19 protein-coding genes are annotated in these 24,760 nt (G+C 43.1%); 11 read left to right on the top strand and 8 right to left on the bottom strand.

Annotated elements, in window-relative coordinates; translation table 11 throughout:
- Positions 1 to 41: 41 nt before the first annotated feature.
- The 6 genes from I3252_RS02415 to I3252_RS02390 all read left to right on the top strand — a co-directional run bounded on the left by I3252_RS02415 (position 42) and on the right by I3252_RS02390 (position 10,041).
- Positions 42 to 2,240, top strand: coding sequence for an HD domain-containing protein (locus I3252_RS02415; protein WP_045444214.1), 2,199 nt, complete (start codon positions 42 to 44; stop codon positions 2,238 to 2,240).
- Between the two features lie 238 nt (positions 2,241 to 2,478).
- On the top strand, positions 2,479 to 2,859 hold the full coding sequence (locus I3252_RS02410) for a RidA family protein (protein WP_010201437.1): 381 nt from the start codon (positions 2,479 to 2,481) through the stop codon (positions 2,857 to 2,859).
- Positions 2,860 to 3,092: 233 nt separating this feature from the next.
- Positions 3,093 to 5,378 (top strand): primosomal protein N', encoded by a 2,286-nt coding sequence (locus I3252_RS02405; RefSeq protein WP_201600452.1) that lies wholly within the window; start codon positions 3,093 to 3,095, stop codon positions 5,376 to 5,378.
- A 211-nt stretch (positions 5,379 to 5,589) separates the two neighbouring features.
- A complete protein-coding gene (locus I3252_RS02400) occupies positions 5,590 to 6,780 on the top strand; it encodes a cation diffusion facilitator family transporter (RefSeq protein ID WP_238034089.1) in 1,191 nt (396 codons plus the stop codon).
- A 594-nt stretch (positions 6,781 to 7,374) separates the two neighbouring features.
- Positions 7,375 to 8,079: a hypothetical protein gene (locus tag I3252_RS02395; RefSeq protein ID WP_238034088.1), complete on the top strand. Its 705-nt coding sequence runs from the start codon at positions 7,375 to 7,377 to the stop codon at positions 8,077 to 8,079.
- 75 nt (positions 8,080 to 8,154) lie between these two features.
- A complete protein-coding gene (locus I3252_RS02390; RefSeq protein WP_238034087.1) occupies positions 8,155 to 10,041 on the top strand; it encodes a monovalent cation:proton antiporter-2 (CPA2) family protein in 1,887 nt (628 codons plus the stop codon).
- A gap of 13 nt (positions 10,042 to 10,054) precedes the next feature.
- Here I3252_RS02390 and I3252_RS02385 read toward each other — a convergent pair whose 3' ends face one another.
- Positions 10,055 to 10,984 carry a DUF2628 domain-containing protein gene (locus tag I3252_RS02385; protein ID WP_201600461.1) on the bottom strand — a complete coding sequence of 310 codons (930 nt, stop codon included), beginning with the start codon at positions 10,982 to 10,984 and terminating at the stop codon, positions 10,055 to 10,057.
- Between the two features lie 298 nt (positions 10,985 to 11,282).
- Here I3252_RS02385 and trmB point away from each other — a divergent pair, with 298 nt between their 5' ends.
- The 3 genes from trmB to I3252_RS02370 all read left to right on the top strand — a co-directional run bounded on the left by trmB (position 11,283) and on the right by I3252_RS02370 (position 15,393).
- Complete coding sequence (gene trmB, locus I3252_RS02380) at positions 11,283 to 12,134, top strand: tRNA (guanosine(46)-N7)-methyltransferase TrmB (RefSeq protein WP_201600464.1); 852 nt, start codon at positions 11,283 to 11,285, stop codon at positions 12,132 to 12,134.
- 1,030 nt (positions 12,135 to 13,164) lie between these two features.
- A complete protein-coding gene (gene recA, locus I3252_RS02375; RefSeq protein WP_055124705.1) occupies positions 13,165 to 14,217 on the top strand; it encodes a recombinase RecA in 1,053 nt (350 codons plus the stop codon).
- 57 nt (positions 14,218 to 14,274) lie between these two features.
- Positions 14,275 to 15,393: a regulatory protein RecX gene (locus tag I3252_RS02370; RefSeq protein ID WP_238034086.1), complete on the top strand. Its 1,119-nt coding sequence runs from the start codon at positions 14,275 to 14,277 to the stop codon at positions 15,391 to 15,393.
- A 63-nt stretch (positions 15,394 to 15,456) separates the two neighbouring features.
- Here the strand turns inward: I3252_RS02370 and I3252_RS02365 are convergent, their stop codons facing one another.
- The 7 genes from I3252_RS02365 to I3252_RS02335 form a co-directional block, all read right to left on the bottom strand.
- Positions 15,457 to 16,914 (bottom strand): anion permease, encoded by a 1,458-nt coding sequence (locus I3252_RS02365; RefSeq protein ID WP_238034085.1) that lies wholly within the window; start codon positions 16,912 to 16,914, stop codon positions 15,457 to 15,459.
- Positions 16,915 to 17,221: 307 nt separating this feature from the next.
- Positions 17,222 to 17,965: a YidB family protein gene (locus I3252_RS02360; RefSeq protein WP_238034084.1), complete on the bottom strand. Its 744-nt coding sequence runs from the start codon at positions 17,963 to 17,965 to the stop codon at positions 17,222 to 17,224.
- Between the two features lie 302 nt (positions 17,966 to 18,267).
- On the bottom strand, positions 18,268 to 18,711 hold the full coding sequence (locus tag I3252_RS02355; protein ID WP_238034083.1) for a hypothetical protein: 444 nt from the start codon (positions 18,709 to 18,711) through the stop codon (positions 18,268 to 18,270).
- A 92-nt stretch (positions 18,712 to 18,803) separates the two neighbouring features.
- Positions 18,804 to 19,085 carry a succinate dehydrogenase assembly factor 2 gene (locus tag I3252_RS02350; RefSeq protein ID WP_045444191.1) on the bottom strand — a complete coding sequence of 94 codons (282 nt, stop codon included), beginning with the start codon at positions 19,083 to 19,085 and terminating at the stop codon, positions 18,804 to 18,806.
- Positions 19,086 to 19,114: 29 nt separating this feature from the next.
- Complete coding sequence (gene folP / locus I3252_RS02345) at positions 19,115 to 20,011, bottom strand: dihydropteroate synthase (protein ID WP_238034082.1); 897 nt, start codon at positions 20,009 to 20,011, stop codon at positions 19,115 to 19,117.
- A 171-nt stretch (positions 20,012 to 20,182) separates the two neighbouring features.
- Positions 20,183 to 22,078, bottom strand: a complete 1,896-nt coding sequence (gene ftsH / locus I3252_RS02340; protein WP_238034081.1) for an ATP-dependent zinc metalloprotease FtsH — start codon at positions 22,076 to 22,078, stop codon at positions 20,183 to 20,185.
- 401 nt (positions 22,079 to 22,479) lie between these two features.
- Positions 22,480 to 23,112, bottom strand: a complete 633-nt coding sequence (locus I3252_RS02335) for an RlmE family RNA methyltransferase (protein WP_055124712.1) — start codon at positions 23,110 to 23,112, stop codon at positions 22,480 to 22,482.
- Between the two features lie 343 nt (positions 23,113 to 23,455).
- Here I3252_RS02335 and I3252_RS02330 point away from each other — a divergent pair, with 343 nt between their 5' ends.
- Positions 23,456 to 23,764, top strand: coding sequence for a YhbY family RNA-binding protein (locus I3252_RS02330; protein WP_045444184.1), 309 nt, complete (start codon positions 23,456 to 23,458; stop codon positions 23,762 to 23,764).
- 228 nt (positions 23,765 to 23,992) lie between these two features.
- A complete protein-coding gene (locus I3252_RS02325) occupies positions 23,993 to 24,721 on the top strand; it encodes a hypothetical protein (RefSeq protein WP_238034080.1) in 729 nt (242 codons plus the stop codon).
- The last annotated feature ends 39 nt before the right edge of the window (positions 24,722 to 24,760 follow it).

The raw sequence follows: 24,760 nt of genomic DNA, 5'->3' as shown, positions 1-24,760 counted from the left end.
CAGTCAGGCAAACAGGTAATGGAAAATAGGATCGTTACTTTATGAGTCAAACCTTACCCAAACTCAGCCATCATTTAGTCGATGAGGCTCAATATAATTTACTGCGCTCAGTAGGTTACCTCACTGCTGCTGAACGCCGTGATATTATTGATGCCTGTGAGTTCGGTGATATTGCGCACATCAAAGATAAGCGTAAATCAGGAGAGCCTTATATCACCCACCCGATTGCGGTGGCCGAGATACTGGCAGGTTTTCGTTTGGATCGGGATACGATTATTGCAGCGATTTTGCATGATACGGTCGAAGACACTGAGGTGAGCGATGAGCAGATTGAGCAGCGCTATGGCAAAATAGTGGCGAGACTGGTCGACGGTGTGACTAAGCTAAAGTCGTCCTCACACAATAAACAGCAAAACAAAGCAGCCACCTTTCATAAAATTTTGACAGCCACCCTTGCCGACCCACGCGTATTGATTATTAAGCTTGCTGACCGCTTACATAATATGTCGACACTAGATGCGGTACGTCCCGAAAAACAACGCACCACAGCACAAGAAACGTTGGACTTTTATGTGCCGTTTGCACGGCTGATGGGTCTCAATGATATTGCCGATTATATCGAGGTGCTCTGTTATCGTAATCTTGATTCTGACATGTACAACAAACTGTCTGACAAGCTACTACAGCACGGGCTTGGGCGTAACTTTCAAAGAGAGGCCATACATCGCTATTTGAGTATTGTCCTCAATAATTTGGGGTTGAATGGTCTGGTCAAAGTTTTAGACAATCGCGTGGTCATCTACCGTCAGTTTTTTCGCAATCGCGGTGAAATCAACGCTCTACTCCGTCATTATGCCTTTGAGATTGTCCTCGATAATGTCGAAGCCTGTGACAAGCTGGCCTATTACTTAATTAAAAAATACCAGATTGATGACTCTCATATCGCTGATAATATTCGTCGTCCGCTACCGGGTGGCAATCAATCACTCACGCTTATCTATGAACGCGATAACGATGTCGTCAAAGTGACGATTTTGACCAAGCAAATGCAAAGCGCAGCGCGGCTTGGTGTCATCGGTGCAGAGCATGCCTCAGACGTTAGCCAATCGGTTATCCAAGCCTCATTACGCAATATGAAAGACTTGGTCGATGAAGACAGCTTAGATGAAAATAGCCCAGACTTTTCAGCAGCAGTCTCTACCATTAATGAGCTGATGGATTACCTACACTCCAGTAAAATCATCTGTTATAGTCCAAAGGGTCGCGCTTATGAGCTACCACAAGGCGCAACCGCGCTAGACTTTGCTTACGCTGTCGGACCGATGGTCGGCAATGTAGCCGTTGGCGCCAATATCGATGGTAAAAAAGCCAAACTTGGCACAGTCGTTAAGAATGGGCAGCTGGTCGAAATAGAAGTCAATAGCCACTCAGAACCAAAAGCAGAATGGCTAGGATTTGTTGTGACCAATAAAGCGCGTGAAGAGATTTTGCGTTGGTTTAAAGACTTGTCTCCTGCTGATAAGCAACACCATGGTCAACAAGCCTTAGATCGGGCGCTAAAAACCTATCAAAAAAGTCTCGATGACTTAACCGATAGTGATTGGAAAAACCTCACTGAATGGCGTGGCTTGACCGAAAAATCCGAACTATTTGAGCAAATAAGCTCTGGTACGTTACTACCACAGCTGGTGGTGACTCGCTTGTTTAGCGATGAAGTCAATGATTTGCAAGCACAAGAACACAGCGATGATATGACCCAACCACAGCAGCTGATAGTCAATGCGTCTGGGGTTGAGCTTGATTTTGCCAATTGTTGTCATCCTATTTATGGTGATCCTATCGTCGGTCACTTGTCCCGTCACGGTCTGGTTGTTCATCGACACAAGTGCTTTTCACTTGACGATATTCGTAAAGACAATCCTTATCAGGTTATACAACTGCGCTGGCGTAATGACAAGGCTGTAAAACAAGGTGACGCTGGCGAACATGACATAAAAAATACCGGAAAGATTCGCTTTCCAGCCTATTTAAAACTATCTATTGCCCTCAGCGACGAACAAATTACTGAAGTAATCTATCATTTACGCCAATTAAATATAGGGGTAGAAAAAGTAGACGTGCGCAGTAGTGACACCATCATCCATATCATCGTTCGTAGTCGCAATCATCTAGCACAAGGCATTCGCGAGCTACGCTCCTTGCTAGGTTTTCCAAACATCATCAGGCTGTATCAGCTGTAGTGCTGGTAACAAGGTGTAGTGCGCGTGATACATCGCCACCAACACTCACTCAATAGAACATTGAATAATGGATTTAGAAAATTTTAGAAAGACCTGAAATAATGATAAACTGTGTTTTTTGATTTTTAGCAAATAAACGTAGAGCGTGTCATCATTTACACGGTGAAAAATGAAATGTAAATGATGAATAATGCGCCCTTACCTACCAAACCAGAAAAAGATAAAAAGGATATATAATATGACTCGTCAAACCATTCAAACAGATAAAGCGCCTGCCGCTGTTGGTACATACTCACAAGCCGTAAAAGTCGGCAACACTGTCTATATATCAGGTCAGCTTGGTTTTGATCCTGAAACCATGGAACTGCGCGAGGGTTTTAAAGCACAGGCTGAGCAAGTGTTCGAAAATATCAAAGCCATCTGTGAAGCGGCTGGTGGCAGCTTAAATGACGTGGTTAAATTTAACGTGTCATTAACAGATTTGAGTGATTTTGCTGTTTTAAACGAAGTATTCGTTGCCAATCTAAGCGAGCCATATCCTGCTCGTGCAGCCGTCCAAGTAGCAGCGTTACCTAAAGGCGGTGTGGTCGAGATTGAGTCAATTTTATATATTGAGTAAATGAAGCAATATCATCATGTAAATGGTGAGGCTTAATACATAGACGTACTTAATTCTCCAGTCGTTACGTCAAAAAAGCCACTGCTAAAAAGTAATGCCAGAGTAAGCCCAAATAACACTATTTGGGCTTACTGCTATTATTCTTATCAATATTACAATCCAGTTATCCAAAAGCTGGTTATCTAAAAACTGTTTATCCAAAAAACATTTACCTGAAACTGGGAACGCATTCTATGTTGGTACAAGTTGCTCTACCCGTGCCCCTTTATCGGGTATTTGACTATAGCGTACCAGCAGATATAAACGCCTTATCAAGCCCTTCTTTACCCCATATTGGCTGCCGTGTCGAAGTATCCTTTGGTCGTCAAACTTTAATCGGTATCGTCGTCGCTCATATTCCAGAAGCAAATAGCAGCGTGCCACTTAATAAGCTAAAACCTATCAATAAATGCTTGGATGCTGAGCCTATTTTAGAGACCAGTATGCTAAAGCTGGCACATTGGCTGGCGCGTTATTACCACTACCCGCTTGGTGACGTTTTAGCAGTCATGCTGCCAACTCTCGTTCGTCAAGGTAAGCCGCTGGATTTACTGATTACCCATTGGCGAATTTTTCCGCATGCAAGCGACGATGACTTTCGTACCAACGCCAAAAAGCAAAAACAACAATTTGATATGCTTAAGCTGCATGGCGAGCGCGGCGCGAGTGAAGATGTTTTATTACTAGAGGGCATGGAGCGGAGTTTTTTAAAGGCGCTTGAAGACAAAGGTTTAATCGAGCGCTATATTCAGACCAAACAATCACCTGCGCCTGTTAAATTAGCAAAAATGCCCCTTGATCTCAATGACGAGCAACAACTCGCCGTTACCGCCATTATTGCGGCTCATGAAGCCAAGCGCTACACGGGATTTTTATTAAATGGCATCACTGGTAGTGGCAAGACAGAAGTCTATCTGCAAACGATGCAAGCCGTATTGGAAGCTGGCAAGCAGATATTGATTTTGGTACCAGAGATTGGATTGACACCGCAAACGCGCGCGCGTTTCGCCAGTCGCTTTGCCGCTCATATTGTCTTATTGCATTCTGGCATGAATAATACTCATCGCTTACAAGGCTGGCAAGACTGCCGTACGGGTCACGCTCAAATCATTATTGGGACACGCTCAGCGGTGCTATATCCTTTTGCAGATTTGGGCTTAATTGTCGTTGATGAAGCGCATGATGGCTCTTATAAGCAGCAAGATACCTTGCGATATCATGCCGCCGATGTGGCACTTTATCGCGGACTACAAGCCAATATCCCTGTCGTACTGGGTACGGCGACGCCATCTCTTGAGCATCTAAAACTGGTCGATGACGGTAAGCTGGTGGAGTGCCAACTGCAAACTCGTCCCGGTAATGCGAAGCTTGCGACCATGCAGCTGATTGATGCACGCCTGCAAAGTACTCATCAACAAACGACGGACGACGGCGCGCGCTATGATACTGGGCTTACCGATGCGCTTATTGGGGCAATACGGCAAACGCTAGAAGCGGGCGATCAAGTATTAATATTTTTAAACCGTCGCGGCTATGCGCCAGTTTTGCTATGCGAAGCTTGCGGTTGGCAGGCAGATTGTCCGCGCTGCGACGCGCATTTAACCGTTCATTACAATAGCCATTCCCAACACAACGCTTATAGTAGCTCCTATCTAAAATGCCACCACTGCGACTGGCAAGCTTATATTCCAAAAGTTTGCCCTGATTGTGGCAGTCAAAATTTGGATGCCAAAGGGATGGGCACGACAAGGCTCAGCGAAAACCTGCATGCGATTTTTGCCAATCCGCAAACCAGCAAAGAGCTATATCCCATTATCCAAATCGATCGCGATACCACCAGGCGTAAAGACAGCTGGGAGAATATCTATCAGCGTATCAATCAAGGCAATCCTGCCATCTTGGTTGGCACGCAGATGGTCGCCAAAGGTCATCATTTCCCCAATGTTACGCTTGTCTGCTTGCCAAACGCCGATCGTGGTTTCTTGTCCGCCGACTTTCGCTCGCCGGAACATACTGCGCAATTGATGGTTCAGGTGGCTGGGCGTGCCGGTCGCGGTGATAAATCTGGTCGTGTACTCATTCAAACGCTGCAACCAGATAATGAGCTGCTATTAAAACTGGTCAAAGACGGTTATTTGTCTTTTGCTCGCGAGCTATTGCAAGAGCGTAAAATGATGGGTTTACCGCCACACAGTCATGCTGCCCTGATACGCTGTGAAGGTAAAACCCTTGCTGCCACGACCCAAGCCCTTAAAGATGCCATCGCCATTCTGCCAAATGGACATAATCTCGCCGTACTAGGACCTATCGATGCACCAATGAGTAAAAAGAACAGTCGCTACCACGTACAACTGCTACTTTTAGGCAAAAATCGACAACAATTACACCATGTATTAAACCAATGGTGGCAGCCTGTACTTGCCCTTCCAAGCGCCAAATATCTGAAGCTGACTCTGGATATTGACCCTGTTGGCTGGTAACTTCTCACTATTACTCTTTAAACCCAATTAATCTGCTGTAGCTCGCCGTTAATAAAGAAGGTTATTCAAAATAGCTCATTCATCGTTTACTGCCTAGATACAGCAAGCGTTTATTAAATATGCTAAATTCTTTATATCTGGCTAGTCCGCGAACAGCAAGCCCAGCCTTATAAGCAATCAAATTTCCTCTTCTGTCATTCTGAGTGTTGTTATGAGTCAAAATAAATCAAACGCTGAACAAGGCAACCATTCTCATCAGAATGATACTGTTAATGTGGCTAACCATCTGCATAAAGAGGATGAGAGCAACTACACTCATGACAATCAAGCCACTCACGATCACGATGAACACTTAGAGCAAACAACAGCCCCGCGAGATACCAAGGGCTATCAGCGCACCTTGCTGTTTAGCTTTATCATTATCACAGGCTATATGTTTATTGAAGCCATCGGTGGCTGGCTGACTGGAAGTTTGGCGCTATTATCTGATGCAGGTCACATGCTAAGTGATGCAATCGCACTTGGCGCGACGTTAATGGCCTTTAAGATTGGTGAAAAAGCAGCCACTCATCAAAAGACGTTTGGTTATAAACGCTTTGAGATTTTAGTCGCAACAGTCAATGGTGCGACGCTGGTCATTATTGCGCTAATGATTTTTTATGAGGCGATTAAGCGCTTTAATTCACCGCCTGAAATTGCTACCCAAGGCATGCTTATCGTTGCTACTATCGGTATGTTGGTCAATATTTTGGTTGCGTGGCTGATGCATCGAGGCAGTCGCGGTGGAGATGCGCATGGTCACAGTCATACTGGTAGTCACAAAGACAGTCATGAAGACACTCAAGGAAAAAATGCAGGTAAAAAACCAGTCAATCTTAATATGCAAAGTGCTTACCTGCATGTATTGAGTGACTTAATGGGTTCGGTTGCCGCTATTGTTGCCGCGCTTTTGATGATGAGCTTCGGCTGGGTTTGGGCGGATGCAGCGGCCTCGGTGATTGTTGCGATACTGATATTATTTAGTGGTTACCGCGTTGTGCGTGATTCCGTACATATTTTGATGGAAGGCACGCCAGAAGGCATATCCTTAGTGGATGTCGAAAAAAAACTGCTTACCCATCCGCAAGTACAAGAAGTCCATGATTTGCATGTTTGGAGTATTACCAGTGGTCTAAATGCCTTGTCTTGTCACGTCGTTGTCGATGGCGAGATGAGTATTCATGAATCAAGCATATTGATTGCCAATTTAGAACAAAGCTTGCTTGAGCTCGGCATCCATCATGCGACCATTCAGGTAGAAAGCGCATCACATCCGCAAACTGAGGCACATAGCGATGCGCTGGTCTGCGACATCTCAGAACAACAAACAGAGGGTAATAATCATATTGGTCACAATCATTAAGCATGAGACATTGAAAATCAGACTTTGAAAGTCAGACATTAAAAATTGAAAAGACCATTCTTCATTTAAATATCAATTTAAACGTCGTCTATGATTGATTAGCGACGTTTTATCAAGTGGTGGCAATCATAACGCCATATGCACCAAATTAGCCAAAGCGCTGTTATTAACCAAATACCTAACCCCAACGATAAGAATATGATTCGAATCCAAAAATCTCATACATCAGTCCTGATGGGCGTTACATAATCAGATGTCAAATAACCAGCTGCCATATATGACTCAAGCAGCAACCAAAATCCAAATAACCGTACCAGTCCTGCCTCGAAAATCCTTAAAATTATTTTGCTAAAAATCTTCAATAATCCGCGCAACTTACTATCAGTGGACGAATCATCATGCATGAACATAACGCCTTATGCGCCGACATAAACAGGCTTTATTTTAAATAAGCTGATATCACGCCGATTTTTAGCATTGTAATGGCTTGTTAAAAATGATGGGAAATTTAGCCTCGCCGCCATATTTTTCATATAAATTCTGTATACTTAAAGCTGAAACACCCAATTTACCACTAATGGATTATTTTCTGCCATGTCGAGACGCTCAGCTCCTTTTGTTGCTCCAAGCCACATTGATGACCCTATCTCAGCAGAGGGTAAAAAGCATGCCAAAGCATTGTTATCAACATTGCAAGAAGACATTGCTAGCTTTCGAGATGAGCAGTTTCCGCCTGATATTTTGCGTCAAGTTCGTGATATGCCAATTTATGAAGGCAATATCGCCGAAGTCCAAGCCTATCAGCAGCGTTGGCATAATCTGCTTGAGCGCGCCATGGCGTTTTATCCTGCGGCCAACCTACCGCCCGATCATCTGCCGCTACCAGCTAGCCTTGAGATACCGCAATTTATCTATCATGTGCAAAGGCTACATTTGACCAAGACCCGTGCAAAAGAATCCAAAAGCTTCGGTTCGGTCGGTGCGCTTACTGATAAGTGTGGTGATTATAGTGCTGATGAAATTGCGCGTATGAGTGCAGTATTTGATAATGATGATGAGACGCGTTTGGTGGCGCATCGTGAATTTATTGATTTGCGCGCCTATGTATTTTGCCGTGATAGCAAGGGCGAGATGCTGGAGCCTGAACGCGTGCGTTTTTATCGAACGGGGCTTATCGTCCATGCGCTGCCCGATTTCAAAATCGTAGACAGTCGCCAGACCCCGCGTAAGCGCCGTAACGATGCTTATAACAATCCACTTGCCGATAATGGTGTGTGGAAGATTTATCGTAAAAAATAACGTATGCTAAGATTTTTTATTTTTGCTATGCCCATATTGTAACGCTTATTTTATCATGATTGCTAAGGATTCCAGATGTTCGCTGCCGCCACCGGCTCACCAAATTTAATGTTACAAGCTACAATCTTCTTAGGAGCAGCCCTGCTCTTTGTACCCCTTGGTAAACGTTTTGGCATTGCGACGGTCTTAGGTTATCTCATTACAGGATTGATATTGGGGCCCAGTGGTCTGGACGTCGCAGGCGATGCTGAGAGCTTGTTGCACTTCTCTGAGTTTGGCGTGGTCATGCTGCTATTCATTATCGGGCTTGAACTGCAACCCTCACGATTATGGGCACTGCGGCGTTCGATATTTGTCCTCGGTGGTTTGCAAGTTGGTCTGACTGGCACATTATTAATGGGGCTGTTACATCAAATTTTTGGCTTACAGCTCGATACTGCTTTTATCGTCGGTTTTGGCCTTGCCTTGTCGTCCACAGCTTTTGTACTACAAATACTGACGGAAAAACAGCAGCTTTCTAGCACCCACGGTCGTGAAGCGTTCACGATTTTATTATTCCAAGATATTGCGGTTATCCCTTTGCTAGCCGTCATTCCTTTCCTATCAGGGGTGCGCGAACAAAGTTATGATTTGATTTATTTTGGCAAAGTTTTCGCGGTTTTTGCTGGACTGATTTTCGCGAGCCGTTATGTCGTTCGTCCCTTCTTTAAGTTTGTAGCATCTAGTGGTGCATCAGAACTGCTGACCGCCGTTGCGCTATTTATCGTGATGGGTGTGTCTATTTTGATGGGGCAAATTGGTTTATCGATGGCATTGGGTGCTTTTTTGACAGGAGTATTGCTGGCAGATTCTGAGTATCGCCATGAGTTAGAAGCCAGTATTGAACCGTTTAAAGGATTGCTACTTGGCTTGTTTTTTATGTCGGTCGGTATGCTGACGGATGTCAAACTTATCTTGGCAAAACCTATCTTTATCATCGGCTGTGCAATGGCATTGATGGCGATCAAATTTGGTGTCATTACCGCCATTGCAAAGATATCAGGCAATCGCTGGCCAACCAGTATCAGACTGGGTGTGACACTCGCTCAAGGTGGTGAATTTGCTTTTGTTTTATTCAGTGTCGCTACGGCACAAAATGTGTTGCGACCTGAACTTGCCAATACTCTGAACCTTATCGTCACTATCTCCATGGCGCTCACACCACTGGCATTTTTATTACTTGAGAAAATCGGTGAGCCTTTATTTGCCAAAAGCAAACCCAGCCGCGAATACGATGCCATTCCCGATCATGAACATCAAGTCATTATTGCTGGTTTTGGGCGCGTCGGTCAGATTATCGGTCGTGTACTACGCATGCACGATATTGAGTTTACTGCCATCGAACGCTCAGCGAATCGCGTCGATTTCGTGCGTAAATTTGGTAACCAAGTCTATTATGGCGATCCAAAAAACCCTGAGATACTGCGCGCAGCTGGTATTAAAAAAGCCCGTGTGTTTATTTTGGCCATCGATGATTTAGAGCGCTCTATCACCACGGCTCAATACTTGCGTAAAAACTATCCAGACCTGATTGTCTTGGCACGGGCACGTGACCGTCAGCATTATTATCGATTGCGTGAGGTCGGTGTGCGTCATATTTGGCGTGAGACTTACCTATCGTCCTTGGATATGTCGCGTGAGTCGCTACAACTGCTTGGCATCTCACCAGAAAAAGCGCGCGAGACAGTGCAAACCTTCCGCGATTACGACGATGACTTGATTGAACGTCAGCAAGCGATCTATGATGATGAAGCCAGCATGATTGAATCCGCACAATCAGCGATGGCAGAGCTAGAAAGCTTGTTTGATGAAGACATTGATAAAGCCCGAAAAATGGACTTAACGGATTTTTATGACGCGCTAAAAAGTAAAGCAACACCCGTTGATAAAAAGGACGACGTTGCAACTGACTCTAACACATAAGTATTTGTATGTTTTAATCAGGCATACAGCTTGCTGGTGCCAGTTTCTTATTTAGTGAACTTGTACAGTTCCAACTATCGCTGTCTGGCACATGGTAAAAAACCAGTGTCTGCTGATTTAGATAGCGGATAGGGAACTGAACATTTTGTATGGTCGCAATGACTGCACAATCCGTTTCTACTACGCCAGCGGCCTTTTTATCGATATCAATTCGTATCTGCTGAGTGCCTGTATCGATAGGCAAATCCATTGGACATTGCCCTGTCTGTTGATAAATCAGTGCCACACGATTTTGTGCCGTTTTAGCGGTATCATACGCATCGAATAGCACTTCATTGGCTTTTGGCTTGGCAATAATTGGTAAAAACTGTATCTTAATAACCATTAAAGCAAAGGCAAAAATACCAAACCCCAATCCTAGCCCAAATAGACTGACCCCACCTTCTCGGCGCAGATGTGCCTTTTGCGCTGCTTCATCACGCGGATAATCATCGATAGCATCTGCAATCTCACGTCGCGCCATGCGGTAATAATACGCATCCGTCCAACGCGCCACCATAAATGACCAAAACAACCAAATGATCGCAGCAATACCTATGCGTGTCGCCATCTGGTAAGCATCAGGGATGAAGGACATCGCCAAAAATTCAAACGCAACCAATACCAGTGCCACATTGAGCTGGATAAACGACCAGCCTGCTACGCTATAGACAATCGCATCCATATAGCGTTTGCGATAGAGGAGCCAAGGAAACGTCACAAAAAATGCTGCCCAATGCCATTTTGGCGACAGATAACCTTGCGCATCGAACTGCTCAAAACGTTTCAGATAATAATGCTGGCTACGGTGACCGATAAACCATTTATCAAGTTGTGTACGCTTAGCAGGAGTCAGCTGTTCTTGATAAAAAGGGGGCGGCGAATTCGTCTCGATAAATAGCATAGATGACCCCTATTAACGATGAAGAAAAATTTAAATCCATTACTCACTTTATATGATAACGCCAAAACCGATGTGCAGAACAGTAAAACGACAGATAAATACCGTTAATTCAATGTAAAAGAAAGTCAAGGTAACCGAATGCCAATCTATATGTGATACGTCAAACAAGGTCAGCGCTTTCACTTTTTTATGCTGAATGAACGATAACAATATTAAAAAATTATTGTCCGTTCACAGCTGTATAGATTTAACTTATAATAAGCATACATCACCCATTTTATGAAGCCTTGTCAATCCTATGAGTCCACATCCTGATATTAATGATCACATCGATAGTACGAGTACTACTGATGAGCAAAAAGTCCTCAGTACTAACACCGAAAGCAATACTAATACTGACATTGAAGCCCGTATTAGCAATGAGAGTGAACCTGAAGAAAGCAAACATCTACGTATCGTCAATACTTTTATGAAACGACGTACGCACATGAATAAAAACGCCGAACTGGCACTAACCGCGCCAGAATTTGCTGAGTATTTGGTCAATAACAGTTTCGGTGATGGCAATCTTGATGGTATTGACAATCTACGAACGCTATTCGCTGATAGCCCTAACGGTAGTGAAGCACCCCTTACTTTAGAGATCGGTTTTGGACTGGGTGATTCGTTCATTGAGATGGCAGCAGCAGAACCTAGCCGCAATTTCGTTGGTATCGAAGTGCACGAGCCGGGTATCGGTAAATGCGCCTATATGGCAGGTACACAAGCGCTAACCAATGTCAAAATCATCAACGGTGACGCCATCCAATTGCTCAAGCAACTACCAGAAAACCATATTGATCGCATCCAGCTTTACTTCCCTGACCCATGGCAAAAAAAGCGCCATCACAAACGCCGCTTCGTCAGTGCTGAACGCATGGCGATTGTGACTCGTAGTCTAAAGCAAGGCGGCTGGTTCCATACCGCAACCGACTGGGAGCATTATGCCTTTTGGATGGTTGAAGTATTAGACGGTTTTACTGGTTTAACCAATCAAGCAGGCGCAGGTAACTTCACCGACCGCCCTGACTTTCGTCCAATGACCAAATTTGAGCGCCGCGGTATAAATAGTGGACATGGCGTTTGGGATTTAATCTATATCAAAGACTAGATTTGGCTCACTTATCTTCGGTGACTTCTGCATAGCGGCTAAATTATTTAGCCGCTTTTTTGTGCTTGCAAATTATCTAATGACAATATTATTTGATTTTTTTCAACTACAACCCTTAATAGACAAGCTATAAGTATTTTTATTAAAAATAATAAAAATTTTTTAATATGTGAAACATCGTCTATTTTCATAGAGTTTTTAAATTAATAATGCTACATATAGGGGTAAAAAATATATTGCAGCGCCACACTCACAGGTTACCTACCTACTCAAACATTGATAGTATAAGGGATTCATGAGTTCTCCCCATAAGCTGTGGATAACCCTGTGTATAAGTACGCACTTGACAACAATTTCCCTAGATAGCTCAAAGGATGAGGTAAAATCGTTCATTTTTTATACAATTTAAAAAACATTTTAAATCAATGGGTTATAACGTATTTCATAATACTGTAATTTATTTTTAATATATTTTTAAATTAAATTAATCCTCACTGATGTTTCACAAAAGCTAAATTTAGACTCTTTATTTCTTGTGGACAACTTTTAATGCTATTGACAAAGGGCGGCATTATCCTATCCAAAATTAGGATATATTCATCAACTAGATTACACAAGTTATCACTTATATACAATGCGACAGTTAGTGTCGTTTAGCATCATTGTATCCTCTATATGCTCCTTGGTTTTTGTTATAATCACCTTATCTAATCAACCGCACTTTAGAAAACAGTTAAGGCTCAACGAGCATAATGTTCCCTACAAATTACATCTGTTGGCGCTGATTATGAACTTAATTTTACTTTTATCGTTATTTGATTTTACTGTATAGTAGAGTGATATATCTAATATTACTGTTTACATCATCGATACCCTAACCCATTCATTATAGATAGACATTGAACGAACGCTGCCTATTATTTAGATAGCCATCAATACTATTGAGCCGTTAACCTTCTTAGCTACAAACATTTTATTTATCATACCAAATTTATAGTTTTAACCAATGATTGAAGACAAGGAATCCAGTATGGACGACAATAAAGCCAAAGCCCTTAAAGCAGCACTCGGTCAAATCGAAAAGCAGTTTGGTAAGAATACCATCATGCATTTAGGTGACGACTCAGCTATTATGGATGTCGATGTAGTATCAACAGGTTCGTTGGGTCTGGATATTGCACTTGGCATTGGTGGTCTACCAAAAGGCCGTATCGTAGAGATTTATGGCCCAGAAAGCTCAGGTAAAACGACCATGACGCTACAGGCGATTGCAGAATGTCAGAAGCAAGGAGGCACCTGCGCCTTTATTGATGCTGAGCATGCGCTTGACCCTGTTTATGCGCGTAAGCTTGGCGTGAATACTGATGAACTATTGCTTTCTCAGCCTGATAATGGTGAGCAAGCGCTTGAAATTACTGACATGTTGGTGCGCTCTGGTGCTATCGATATGATCGTCATTGACTCAGTCGCTGCCTTGACGCCGCGCGCAGAGATTGAAGGCGAGATGGGCGACTCACATATGGGCTTGCAAGCACGTCTGATGAGCCAAGCACTACGTAAAATCACAGGTAACGCCAAACGCTCTAACTGTATGGTGGTATTTATTAACCAAATTCGTATGAAAATTGGTGTGATGTTTGGTAGCCCTGAGACCACGACTGGTGGTAACGCGCTTAAGTTTTACGCCTCAGTGCGTATGGACATTCGCCGTATCGGTGCGGTCAAAAATGGTGATGAAATCATCGGTAACCAAACCCGTGTCAAAGTTATCAAAAACAAAATGGCACCGCCTTTCCGCCAAGCAGAGTTTGAAATTACTTATGGTGAAGGTACCAACCACTTAGCCGAAGTGATTGACTTGGGTGTTGAAATTGGTGCAGTTGGCAAAGCAGGCTCTTGGTATAGCTATGGCGACGAAAAAATCGGTCAAGGTAAAGCCAATTCTGTGCTGTTCTTAAAAGAAAACCCTGCGATTGCGCAAGAAATCGAAGCTAAAATCCGTGAAGAAAAGCTTGGATCAAAGAAAGAGACCAAAGCCGAAGATAAAGCCAATGAAGCGTTGGTCTCTGACCCTGTACAATAACGGCACAATGATTAATCGTTATCAATAATCATGACTTGTTATGAAAATTAAATTGTTATGAACATTAAAACCTTAGCTGAAATACTCGCTGAATCCGATGCCGATTCAGCGAGTAGTCCTACTATCAAATCAAAAAAACCGTCCAAATCTTCCAAACACTCTGAATCCTCCAAATTTTCTCAGCATTCCTATCAAGGCGATCCTAAAAAAACAACTAAGACACGTAAGCATTCAACTTACTATCATGAAGACCATTCATTATCTGACGATGCTGAATTTGCAGTAGAATCCGTTGACGCACCCCCTTCTACCAGCAAAAAATCTCCTCGATCCAAAAAGCGTAAAAAACGCTTTCACCCAGCGGCTAACTTTAGCCCTGAGCCTAGTGACGTGCCTGCTTATCAGCAACCAGAAGCGCAAAGTATCAAAGAGATGCTGGCTGAAGTTAAACAAAATATTCATGGTGAACCAGACGATAGCGCAGCTACTGATAATGAATTTAACAAAGAATCACAGTATACAACCGATGCTGCCATTACCAACACTTCTGTGCATAGCACAGTCGACAGTCAGATGGATAACCTACCCGCTGCTCTTAAAGCCTATTTGCGCACGCCTGAACAACGACAAGCAGAAATAGATGAGATCAAAGCGGAAAGTCGTTTACGTTGGTTAGCGTTTTATTATTTATCGCGCCGTGAGTACGGCAAGGCTGAGCTTAAGCAAAAGCTTATTGATAAAGAGCAAGCCTTAGATAAAATTGATGCGCTACTCGATGAGTTTGAAGAAAAAGGCTACCAAAGTGATTATCGCACGACGCTCATGCTCATTCGTGAAAATATCCGTAAAGGTCGGGGACGCGGACGTATCAAGCAGGAGTTTTATCGTAAAAAAATTGCCATGCCCAGTAATATCGATGAGTTAATCGATATGGCAAATGCAGAGTCAGAAGAGTTTAGGGAGTTTGTAGATGATAGCGCAGATAATCTGGTAGATGGTATCGATTGGCTCAAACTGGCGGTCACAGCGCGCACTAAAAAGTACGGCGATGACATACCCACTGAACAAAAAGACAAAGCAAAGCAGCTACGGTTTTTGCAATATCGAGGCTTTCAGAGCGATATCTGTTTTGCCGCGCTCAATTATACGTTAGACACATTAGATGAGCGCTTTTAAGCCACCCTCACCTTTTTTAAGAACACCCATCTGTACATAAGACAATATGACTTGAGCGATCTATTAATAATAGCCGAGCACTTTCCACCAAATCAAACCAGCACCGATCCAGATGACCAAATTGACCACACTCATAATCGCGCCAATACTCCACCACTCTGTTAACGTCACATAACCAGAGTTAAAAATGACTGGCGCAGTACCGGTTGCATAATGCGTAAGCGTCATCATGATGTTGCCCGCTGCGGCTAAGATCAGCGCATATAACATCGGCGGTGCGCCCAAGCTTAAACCCACCGCATAAAATGCTGCAAATAATGCAGTAATGTGAGCCGTGGTACTAGCAAAGAAATAATGAATATATAAGTACACTAGGGTCAAAATAGTCACAGCCCCTATCCAGCCAAGCCCAGTCGTACCAATCATCGATTCAATATTGCCAGAGAACCAGCTTATCAGTCCAAGCTTATTAAGATAAGCGGCCATCATAATAAGGGCGCCAAACCAAATAATGGTATCCCATGCTGACTTCTCTTTTAAAATATCGTCCCAAGTCAGTACCCCAGTCAATATTAAGGTCGTCAAACCAATAAATGCTGTGGTGGTAGCATCAACGCTATATTGCTCACCTAACATCAATGCGGGAATATTCGCCCACAATAACAGCATCAGAGCAAATACCCCGAGCATGATTTTTTCTTGGCTACTTATTTTTCCCATTTCTGCCAAATTTTCCTTGGCAAAACCTTTTGCATCGGGCGTGATTTTAACATCAGGTGGATAAATTATATAAATGACTAACGGCATCACAAGCAGACATAGCATGCCAGGTACAAACATCGCCACTGCCCAAGTGGTCCATGACAGCTGAATATCACCGCCTGTGGCTTTATTCACCAAATCTACAACCAGAGGGTTGGGCGCAGTAGCCGTGATAAACATCCCAGAGGTAATCGGGTTAGCATGATAGTTCACCATCGCCAAATAGCGACCAATTTTATTTTGAGTACCTTCTTCTGGCGTCGAATGAAAGCTTTGCGCGATAGACTTCATAATAGGATGAATAATACCGCCGCCACGTGCCGTATTAGAAGGCGTAATAGGTGCTATCATCAATTCAGCTGCAGTCAAAGAATAAGCCACGCCGATGGTTTTTTTACCAAAAATAGAAATAAAATAATAGGCAATACGTCGACCCAAACCCGTTTTTATCAAGCCACGCGATATCATGACTGCAATACCAATTAGCCAAATCAACGGACTTGAGTAGCTTGATAGTGCATCGCTAATGGCTTGTGCTGGGCTATCACTAGTCACGCCTGTCAGTGCGACTAGGGTGACTGCAATGATAGCAATGGCACCAATGGGTAATACTTTACCGATGATGGCGACAATAGTGGCGATGAATAATGCCAGCATGTGCCATGCTTCAGGCGTGACGCCAGTAGGCACTGGTATCACAAACCAAATGATCAAGCCGACCAAAATGGCAACCGCTGCTTGAATAGGCTTAAATGGCATGATTAACTATCCTTATAAATGCTTATCCAATCACGCAGTCATATTATATAAAGGATCATCAAAGTAGCCACTGCGACAAAAGACTCAATGAATCATATGACTATCTTATAAGATTTATAGAATTATTTTTCTATTATTCACCATTTTTAACATATCTATTTAGAATAAAGAGTAAATATTCAGTAATTGAGTACCAATAGTAGGGTTAAACTAACAGCCATAAAAAAGAGCACGTTTGATAACGTACTCTTTTTTATAGTATTCACTTTGTGGCATTAACGATTACGACTTTCTTTAAAAGATAAATTTATTTTAACGCACCTAATCGACTAGATAGCTGATTAATGATTTGATCAATCTCTTCATTGGCTTCAGATTCATTATCCAAATTACCACTTGGTGTCAGCTGATTCATTACTTCTGGCAGCAATTCAGCAAGACCTTGACGGACTTCTACGTCATTAGCACCAGTATGTGCTGCAACCTGCTGAATCTCATTTTCATCGAACAACTGACTGATATCATTTGGATCAAGGTTGTCATTGTCTTGCTGGTTACTCATCCAAGAATGCGCTTGGTTTTCATAACCCATACCTGTGATTTTCGATAATGCACCACTCAAGCCGCCATTGCGTTTGATCCAGCTTAGTACCATTGGCATAAGTGCAGCGATTAGCATACCTTTACCACCGAATCCAGATTTTCTCGTTTGACTACCTATGGCTTGACCACCTAGCACACTGCCTAATATGTCTCCAAGACCTCCAGTATTAGAATTAACGCCGCCACTTTGATTGCCACCAGTGAGTCCACCGCCTGTTAACCCACCGAGAATATCATCTAAGCCAAAACCATTGTCTGGCTGACGATCATACTGGCGTGGATTGTAGCCACCAGTTTGACTACCACCGCCGAGCACGCTACCCAATATATCCCCAAGACCACCTGTACGACGTGGATCAATGCGTTGATTTACAGGATTACGCTGCGCATCTTCAGGATCCATCGCACGACGGGCCACCTGACTAACCAAATTCCCTAATAAGCTCATTCTCGATTCCTTTTTGTCATATTATTTATTATCTATAAACCGCTAAAAACTTTGCTGCTAATTTAATATATTAATCAACAGCTCGATTTACTTATGCGATTCACAATTCTCTTGCAATATAACAAATCTCTTTCGCTATCCAGATAGGTGTTTTGTTATGACATGTAGGCGTTCGTAAATTCGTGGAAAAAACTGCTCATTGGAAACTATAAAAAAATACTTCCTTAACTCGTATTTTCGGCGTTTATGTTAGGCATATTGAACATTCAACCATGGCACTGATAAGCACTATTTATAAGTACTCAATACAATCTAGCCAAAATATTCAACTCTCGCCATTGTTCAGGGCTCACTTGATCTCGAAAGATGGTTACTGATAAAGAGCGCTGATAAGGCTCTATAACATTGAATTCAAAGCTTATCGCCCATCGATATCCAGAGACAGCGATTAATTGTGCCTGCCATAGCTCATCACCGCGACCCGTACGGAGCAGTAGCTGCCAATTTTGATCGATACGATGGCTAAGTGGTGGTTGGCTCAGGTGCAGCAGTATGGGTCGTGATAATGTCAAATAAATAATCACCGCGGCGGTAATGATTAAAATAAGCACATATTGCCATAACAGTAAAGAAGCAAGCCATGCCAGTACAACCATGACGGCGGTCAACCCACTATAAAGCAGCAAACGCAAATAGCTGGCAGGCCGAATAGCCGTATCAATACGCAACGAATTTGCCAAGGTCATATTTTATCACCAAAAAAAACGGCAGACCATTATATTACTTAGGCCTAGCTAAACCAACTCTGGACAACCATTTCTTATACCTAAATCAGTCTTTAAGTCAAATCTTTGGTATGACGCCATGTCTTAATTTTATTGACTAACGCCCATATTTCTTCGTTTTCTGGACGATTTTGATTGGTGAAATAATCCAACAAATCAGGATCTTCATGAGTCAGCATTTCTGCAAACGTCTCTTGTTCAGCAGGCTCTGCGGTCAAGTAAATTTCTTTGACATAAAGGTCAATATAAAAGTCTAACTCTTTTAATCCGCGGCGTGCTTGATAGATAATGCGGCGCTGTTCATTGGTTGGTTCTGGCTGAATCGGGGTGGTCATAAAAGTACTCTCATTATTTTAAATTGGGATTAAGGATAATTATGCGCAGATAATTGACGCCACAAGGCGACCGCTTGCTGCATCATCGCCACATTATGGGTGCGTATAATGCCAGCGCCTTGCTGTAGGGCAAAGATACCAGCTGCCGTACCTACCACATCACGATCTACCGCGTTAGTAGTAGCAACGACTTCGACGCCACTCTTGCTCAGAGCTTCCGCTAAAAAACGTTTGCGCGAAATGCCAAACATCATCGGTAAACCAAGCGCTTGTAGCCTGCCAAGCTGGCTTAATAGTGCACAATGATGCTCATAATTTTTAGCAAAACCAAAGCCTGGATCGATAATAATTTTCTCACGCTTAACACCGATTCCTGTTACTTCGTCAATACGCGATAATAGCTCAGCCCTTACGTCACTAATGATGTCGTCATATTGTGCCAAATTATTCATCGTTGTTGGCTCGCCGCGCATGTGCATCAGCATGATGGGTATATCAAGCTCAGCCGCTAGTACTGCTGCACCCTCGCGTTTGAGTGCGCGTACATCATTCCAAATATCAGCACCAGCGTCAAAAGCCGCTTTCATAACCTCTGGATTACTGGTATCAATGGATAGCCAAATATCCTCCCCGCATTGCTGCCTAATGGCTCGAACCACTGGCACAACACGCTGCATCTCTTCAACAGTGCCCACAGCATCCGCATTGGGGCGAGTAGACTCACCGCCAATGTCGATAATAGTCGCACCTTCTTCTATCATTTGCTGACAATGCGCAACTGCTTTATCTACCGCATTGAACTGTCCACCGTCTGAAAACGAATCGGGTGTGACATTAAGAATACCCATAATATGAGGCTGCGATAGATCTAGTGTTTTATCACGACTTGATATCTTATAGCTGGGTAAGGGCTGAAATAAGGACATAACCAAATTATCTCTCATTAAAACATTCTAATTATTGCACTGTGCTTGTTATGCGTTGTGCTTATCATACCAGTAAACTCTATTCTGTACTAAACCCTTCACGAAATATGGACAACAAAAAAGCCCTTTATCATAAAGGGCTTTTTCTATTGGATATGAATTAATTAATAACTACATCGCTGGTAACGGTGGCGGTGTTGAGTTGGTTGTTTTGATATCATTCTTCGATAAGTTGACTTCGTTGTGCTGATAAACTCTAGGTGGACGTGGGTCTTCACCTGCTAGAATATCTTGCAATTGATCACGGTCAATGGTTTCCCATTTCATGAGAGCATCGACCATCGCATGCATTTTTTCTTGATTGCCTTCAATCAATTCGCGCGCGATATCATATTGCTCCTCTAACATACGGCGGACTTCTTCATCGACCTTTTGCTGCGTGGCTTCTGAAATCGTACGACTGCTAGAGCCAAAATAGCCTTGCGAGCTGTCTTCATCTTCATAAACCATAATACCAAGTGCGTCAGACATACCGTACTTCGTCACCATGGCACGAGCCATCTTGGTTGCACGTTCAAAGTCGTTAGAAGCACCCGTCGACATCTGATTGATAAAGACTTCTTCAGCGATACGACCGCCGAATAAGATAGCAATATCGCTCAGCATTTTTGATTTATACATGCTGGTTTGGTCATGCTCTGGCAACTGCCAAGTAACCCCAAGCGCAAAACCACGCGGCATGATCGTTACTTTATGCACAGGATCGGTACCTGGTAGTAGCTCAGCGACTAAGGCGTGACCTGCTTCATGATAAGCGGTCGCACGGCGCTCCTCTTCACGGATGACCATTGATTTACGCTCAGGACCCATATATAGCTTGTCTTTTGCATCTTCAAAGTCATTCATATCAACGCTGGTCTTGTTGCGACGTGCTGCAAACAATGCCGCTTCGTTGACAAGGTTGGCCAGCTGCGCACCACTGAAACCTGGTGTACCGCGAGCCAATGCATTGGCATCCACACCGATAGTATTCGGCAGCTTTCTCAAATGCACTTTAAGAATTTGCTCACGACCTTTAATATCTGGCAATCCCACTTGTACCTGACGGTCAAAACGACCTGGACGCAATAGCGCTTTATCAAGCACATCCGCACGGTTGGTCGCTGCAATGACGATCACGCCTTCATTGCCTTCAAAACCATCCATTTCGACCAATAATTGGTTCAGTGTCTGCTCACGCTCATCATTACCACCGCCCATACCAGAGCCACGATGACGACCGACTGCATCAATTTCATCAATAAAGATGATGCAAGGCGCACTCTTTTTAGCCTGTTCGAACATATCGCGGACACGTGAGGCACCGACACCCACAAACATTTCAACGAAATCGGAACCTGAGATAGAGAAGAACGGTACTTTAGCTTCACCAGCAATGGCTCTTGCTAGTAGCGTCTTACCAGTACCTGGAGGGCCTACCATTAAGATACCACGTGGAATCGTCGCACCAAGCTTGGTAAATTTATCAGGGTCGCGTAAAAACTCGACCACTTCAACCACTTCTTCTTTGGCCTCTTCACAACCAGCCACATCTTCAAAGTTCACCTTGATTTGGTCTTCAGTCAGCATTTTGGCTTTTGACTTACCAAAGCTCATAGGGCCGCCGCCTTTACCGCCAGCGCCGCCTTGCATGTTACGCATGAAGAATAAAAACAGACCAATAATCAATAGAATTGGGAAACTGGCTATCAGTAATTGCATCAAGACGCTTTGGCGTTTTGGGGCAGTCCCTTGGACTTCGACTTGGTTCTCACGCAGCAATGGCATGAGCTCATCATCTGACACAGCTGGTCTAATAGTCTCAAAAGGTGAACCATTTTTCTTTTCGCCGGTGATTTGCTCGCCATCGATTTCAACGCTGGCTACTTGGTTTTCTGACACGGCGGTCACAAACTCAGAGTAGTTAAGGCTATCCGGCTCGGATGATTGATCAAAGCCGCTAAACACCAGCACCAAAACGCCGATTACCACCAGCCACAATAAGGTATTTTTTACCATGTCGCTCACTAGTTATTCCCATCCCTTACTTATTGGTGTGTTTATTAAACACGTGACGTCTATAAACGTATCGCTCATTTTTTAGTAAATATATTGATAGCCAAAATTTATAAGTCAGACTCATACAACTCAAATGCTGCATGGGGACTGTTTTCACAAGTTATAAATATCAATGACCTATATATCTATCGTAGATGAGCACATCAGGCGCTTATTGTCAGACGACTTTGCCTAAAACATATGCTTGAAACAAAGTTAATATAACATGATATGTGGTGCTAACCTGCATAATTCAAGCAGGTTTCGCTATTATTCAGTTAACGATTGTAGCGGGTTCAATACACTCATGAGACTATGTTATGGTGACACATTATCTCGCTTACAATGGCTGTGACATAACGACGTTATGATTATTTAATCGCTATCCAAAACATCTCTTTTGACCGTGGTCGTGACGCACCTGGTTTGATACTACGGATTTTACTAAAATCCTGCTGCATCTGCTTGCGTAATTCTTGTGTGCCTTCACCTTGAAACACTTTCATAATAAGTGCGCCACCTTCTGGTAAGGTTGCAAGCGCGAAGTCCACTGCCAGCTCGCATAAATACATCATACGTGGCTGATCGATTGCGCTGTTTCCTGCCGTATTTGGTGCCATATCGGACAGCACTACATCGACCTGTCTATCACCAACCTCTGCCATGATCGCATCAAACACGTCTGCTTCGCGAAAGTCGCCTTGAATAAAAGTCACATCAGGCAATGTGTCCATCGGCAGAATATCAGAGGCAATCAAAATACCTTTTTCGCCTACTAGCTGACCTGCCACTTGAGACCAACTGCCTGGAGCACTGCCCAAATCTACAACCGTCATGCCTTTTTTAATAATATTGGTCTTTTCATTAATTTCTAATAGTTTATAGGCGGCACGGGCACGATAGCCATCTTTTTGCGCTTTTTGCACATAATGATCGTCAATATGCTCTTTCATCCAAGCGCTACTACTCTTTGACAGTTTTTTATTTTCGATACGCGTGGCCAAAATACCTGCTCCTATTGCTTTGCAAAACATTCATACATATTACTGAAGTAGCTAAAAGATTTATGAAGCACTTTCGATATGGTTTAAATTTATTCGAATATGCTATCAATCAAGATTTTTATACATTTGCAGTCTTAAACTGACTAAATTCTATTGGTTAAAACACTGATTTATCAGACAGTAGCGTTTATAATGTGCCCAAACATTCAGTTTAACATTTTCATCACGTAAAATCGTGCAAAATCCTGCTGATCTCATGCAAGATGACCACAGATTATCTATAATGGTCGTCAACTGCTCTTAATAGTACTGTTTTTTATTTTTACCAACACCTAGGAATTCTATGCAACTCGATAACGCTACCATCAAACGCCTAAGAGGCATTGGTCACGACCTCAAACCTATCGTCATGATTGGCAACAAAGGTATTACCCCAACCATTACTGAAGAGATTGATCGCGCGCTATCAGATCATGAGCTCATCAAAGTAAAGCTGCCTGCTGGCACAAAAGAAGAGCGCGATGTCATCGGTGCGGAACTTGCCAAAGCGGCTAACGCGTCTTTGGTTCATTCTATTGGTCGTATGGCATTGTTACTGCGTAAAAATCCAAACGCCAACCCAAAATTGTCTAACTTAGCACGTCATGCATAATAATATGTGATGACCAGCTGGTTTGAGTGATGTGATGGTATGATATGCCATATCAACTCAAATCATAGCCAAATGGTGACGATAAACATAAAAGCCGCGATGCATCTTGCTCGCGGCTTTTATGCTGTCTGCTCGTTTTAGATTTACTTAGCGTGTAATATTAGCTCGCTTAGTCGGTACAATTTTTCTTATGGTTACTTCTATATTTTCATTGTCGGGTCTTAACTTATGAATCAATCATTCAATCTCTATGTGGCCACCGAAACCATAGCAAACGATGCGCAGCAACTGGGTATAACAGTGGATGAGTTACAGCGCATCTGTATAAATGTGAGTGCTCAGATTATTCGACAGCCATCACTACACTTACAGCTAACCTATCAACTCACCCTACCCAGCCAAATACTAGCAAAGCAGCTAAACTGGTCAATGTGGCAGCAAGCACAAGTAAAATTCGATGATTACTTGTGGGAAGAGACTTGCTTTGAGTGTTTTATCGCTGGTCGTCTAATCAATGATAAAAATCTAACGGATGCTCAAAAGGCAACGCCCTATATCGAGATTAATGCCAATCCAGACGGTCGTTACGCGCTATATCAATTTGAGAGCTATCGTAATCCTGCGACCTTACCACCAACACCCTTATATGCAGCTGATGGACAAGCGCGCGCGTTTATTAATTGGATAAACAATGTAAAGCCAATATTAAGCTACGTGGAGAACCCTTTATCTAATGATCCATCAGTCGCAAATAAACCTCATCATTATGAGCGCAGCTTTAATATACCAGTAATCCAACGACCTAATCAGCAGTACGCCATCGCTAATACTGTGATTGAGCAAATACATCCTTGCGTTATTTTATGGTTTGGTGAGATTGCTTTATATTTTGCTCCAAACCACGCCTCCCCACCTGACTTTCACAATCGTAGCTACTGGTCAAGATTTGATCTTTAACTCTACTTTTAACTTAAGCATCACAACTCAAAGCGCAAA

Origin of the sequence: Psychrobacter sp. Ps4 (assembly GCF_022129285.1) — a bacterium.
Taxonomy (GTDB): domain Bacteria; phylum Pseudomonadota; class Gammaproteobacteria; order Pseudomonadales; family Moraxellaceae; genus Psychrobacter; species Psychrobacter immobilis_A.
Note: the sequence above shows the minus strand (reverse complement) of the source record. Positions and strands in the feature narration are given on the sequence as shown.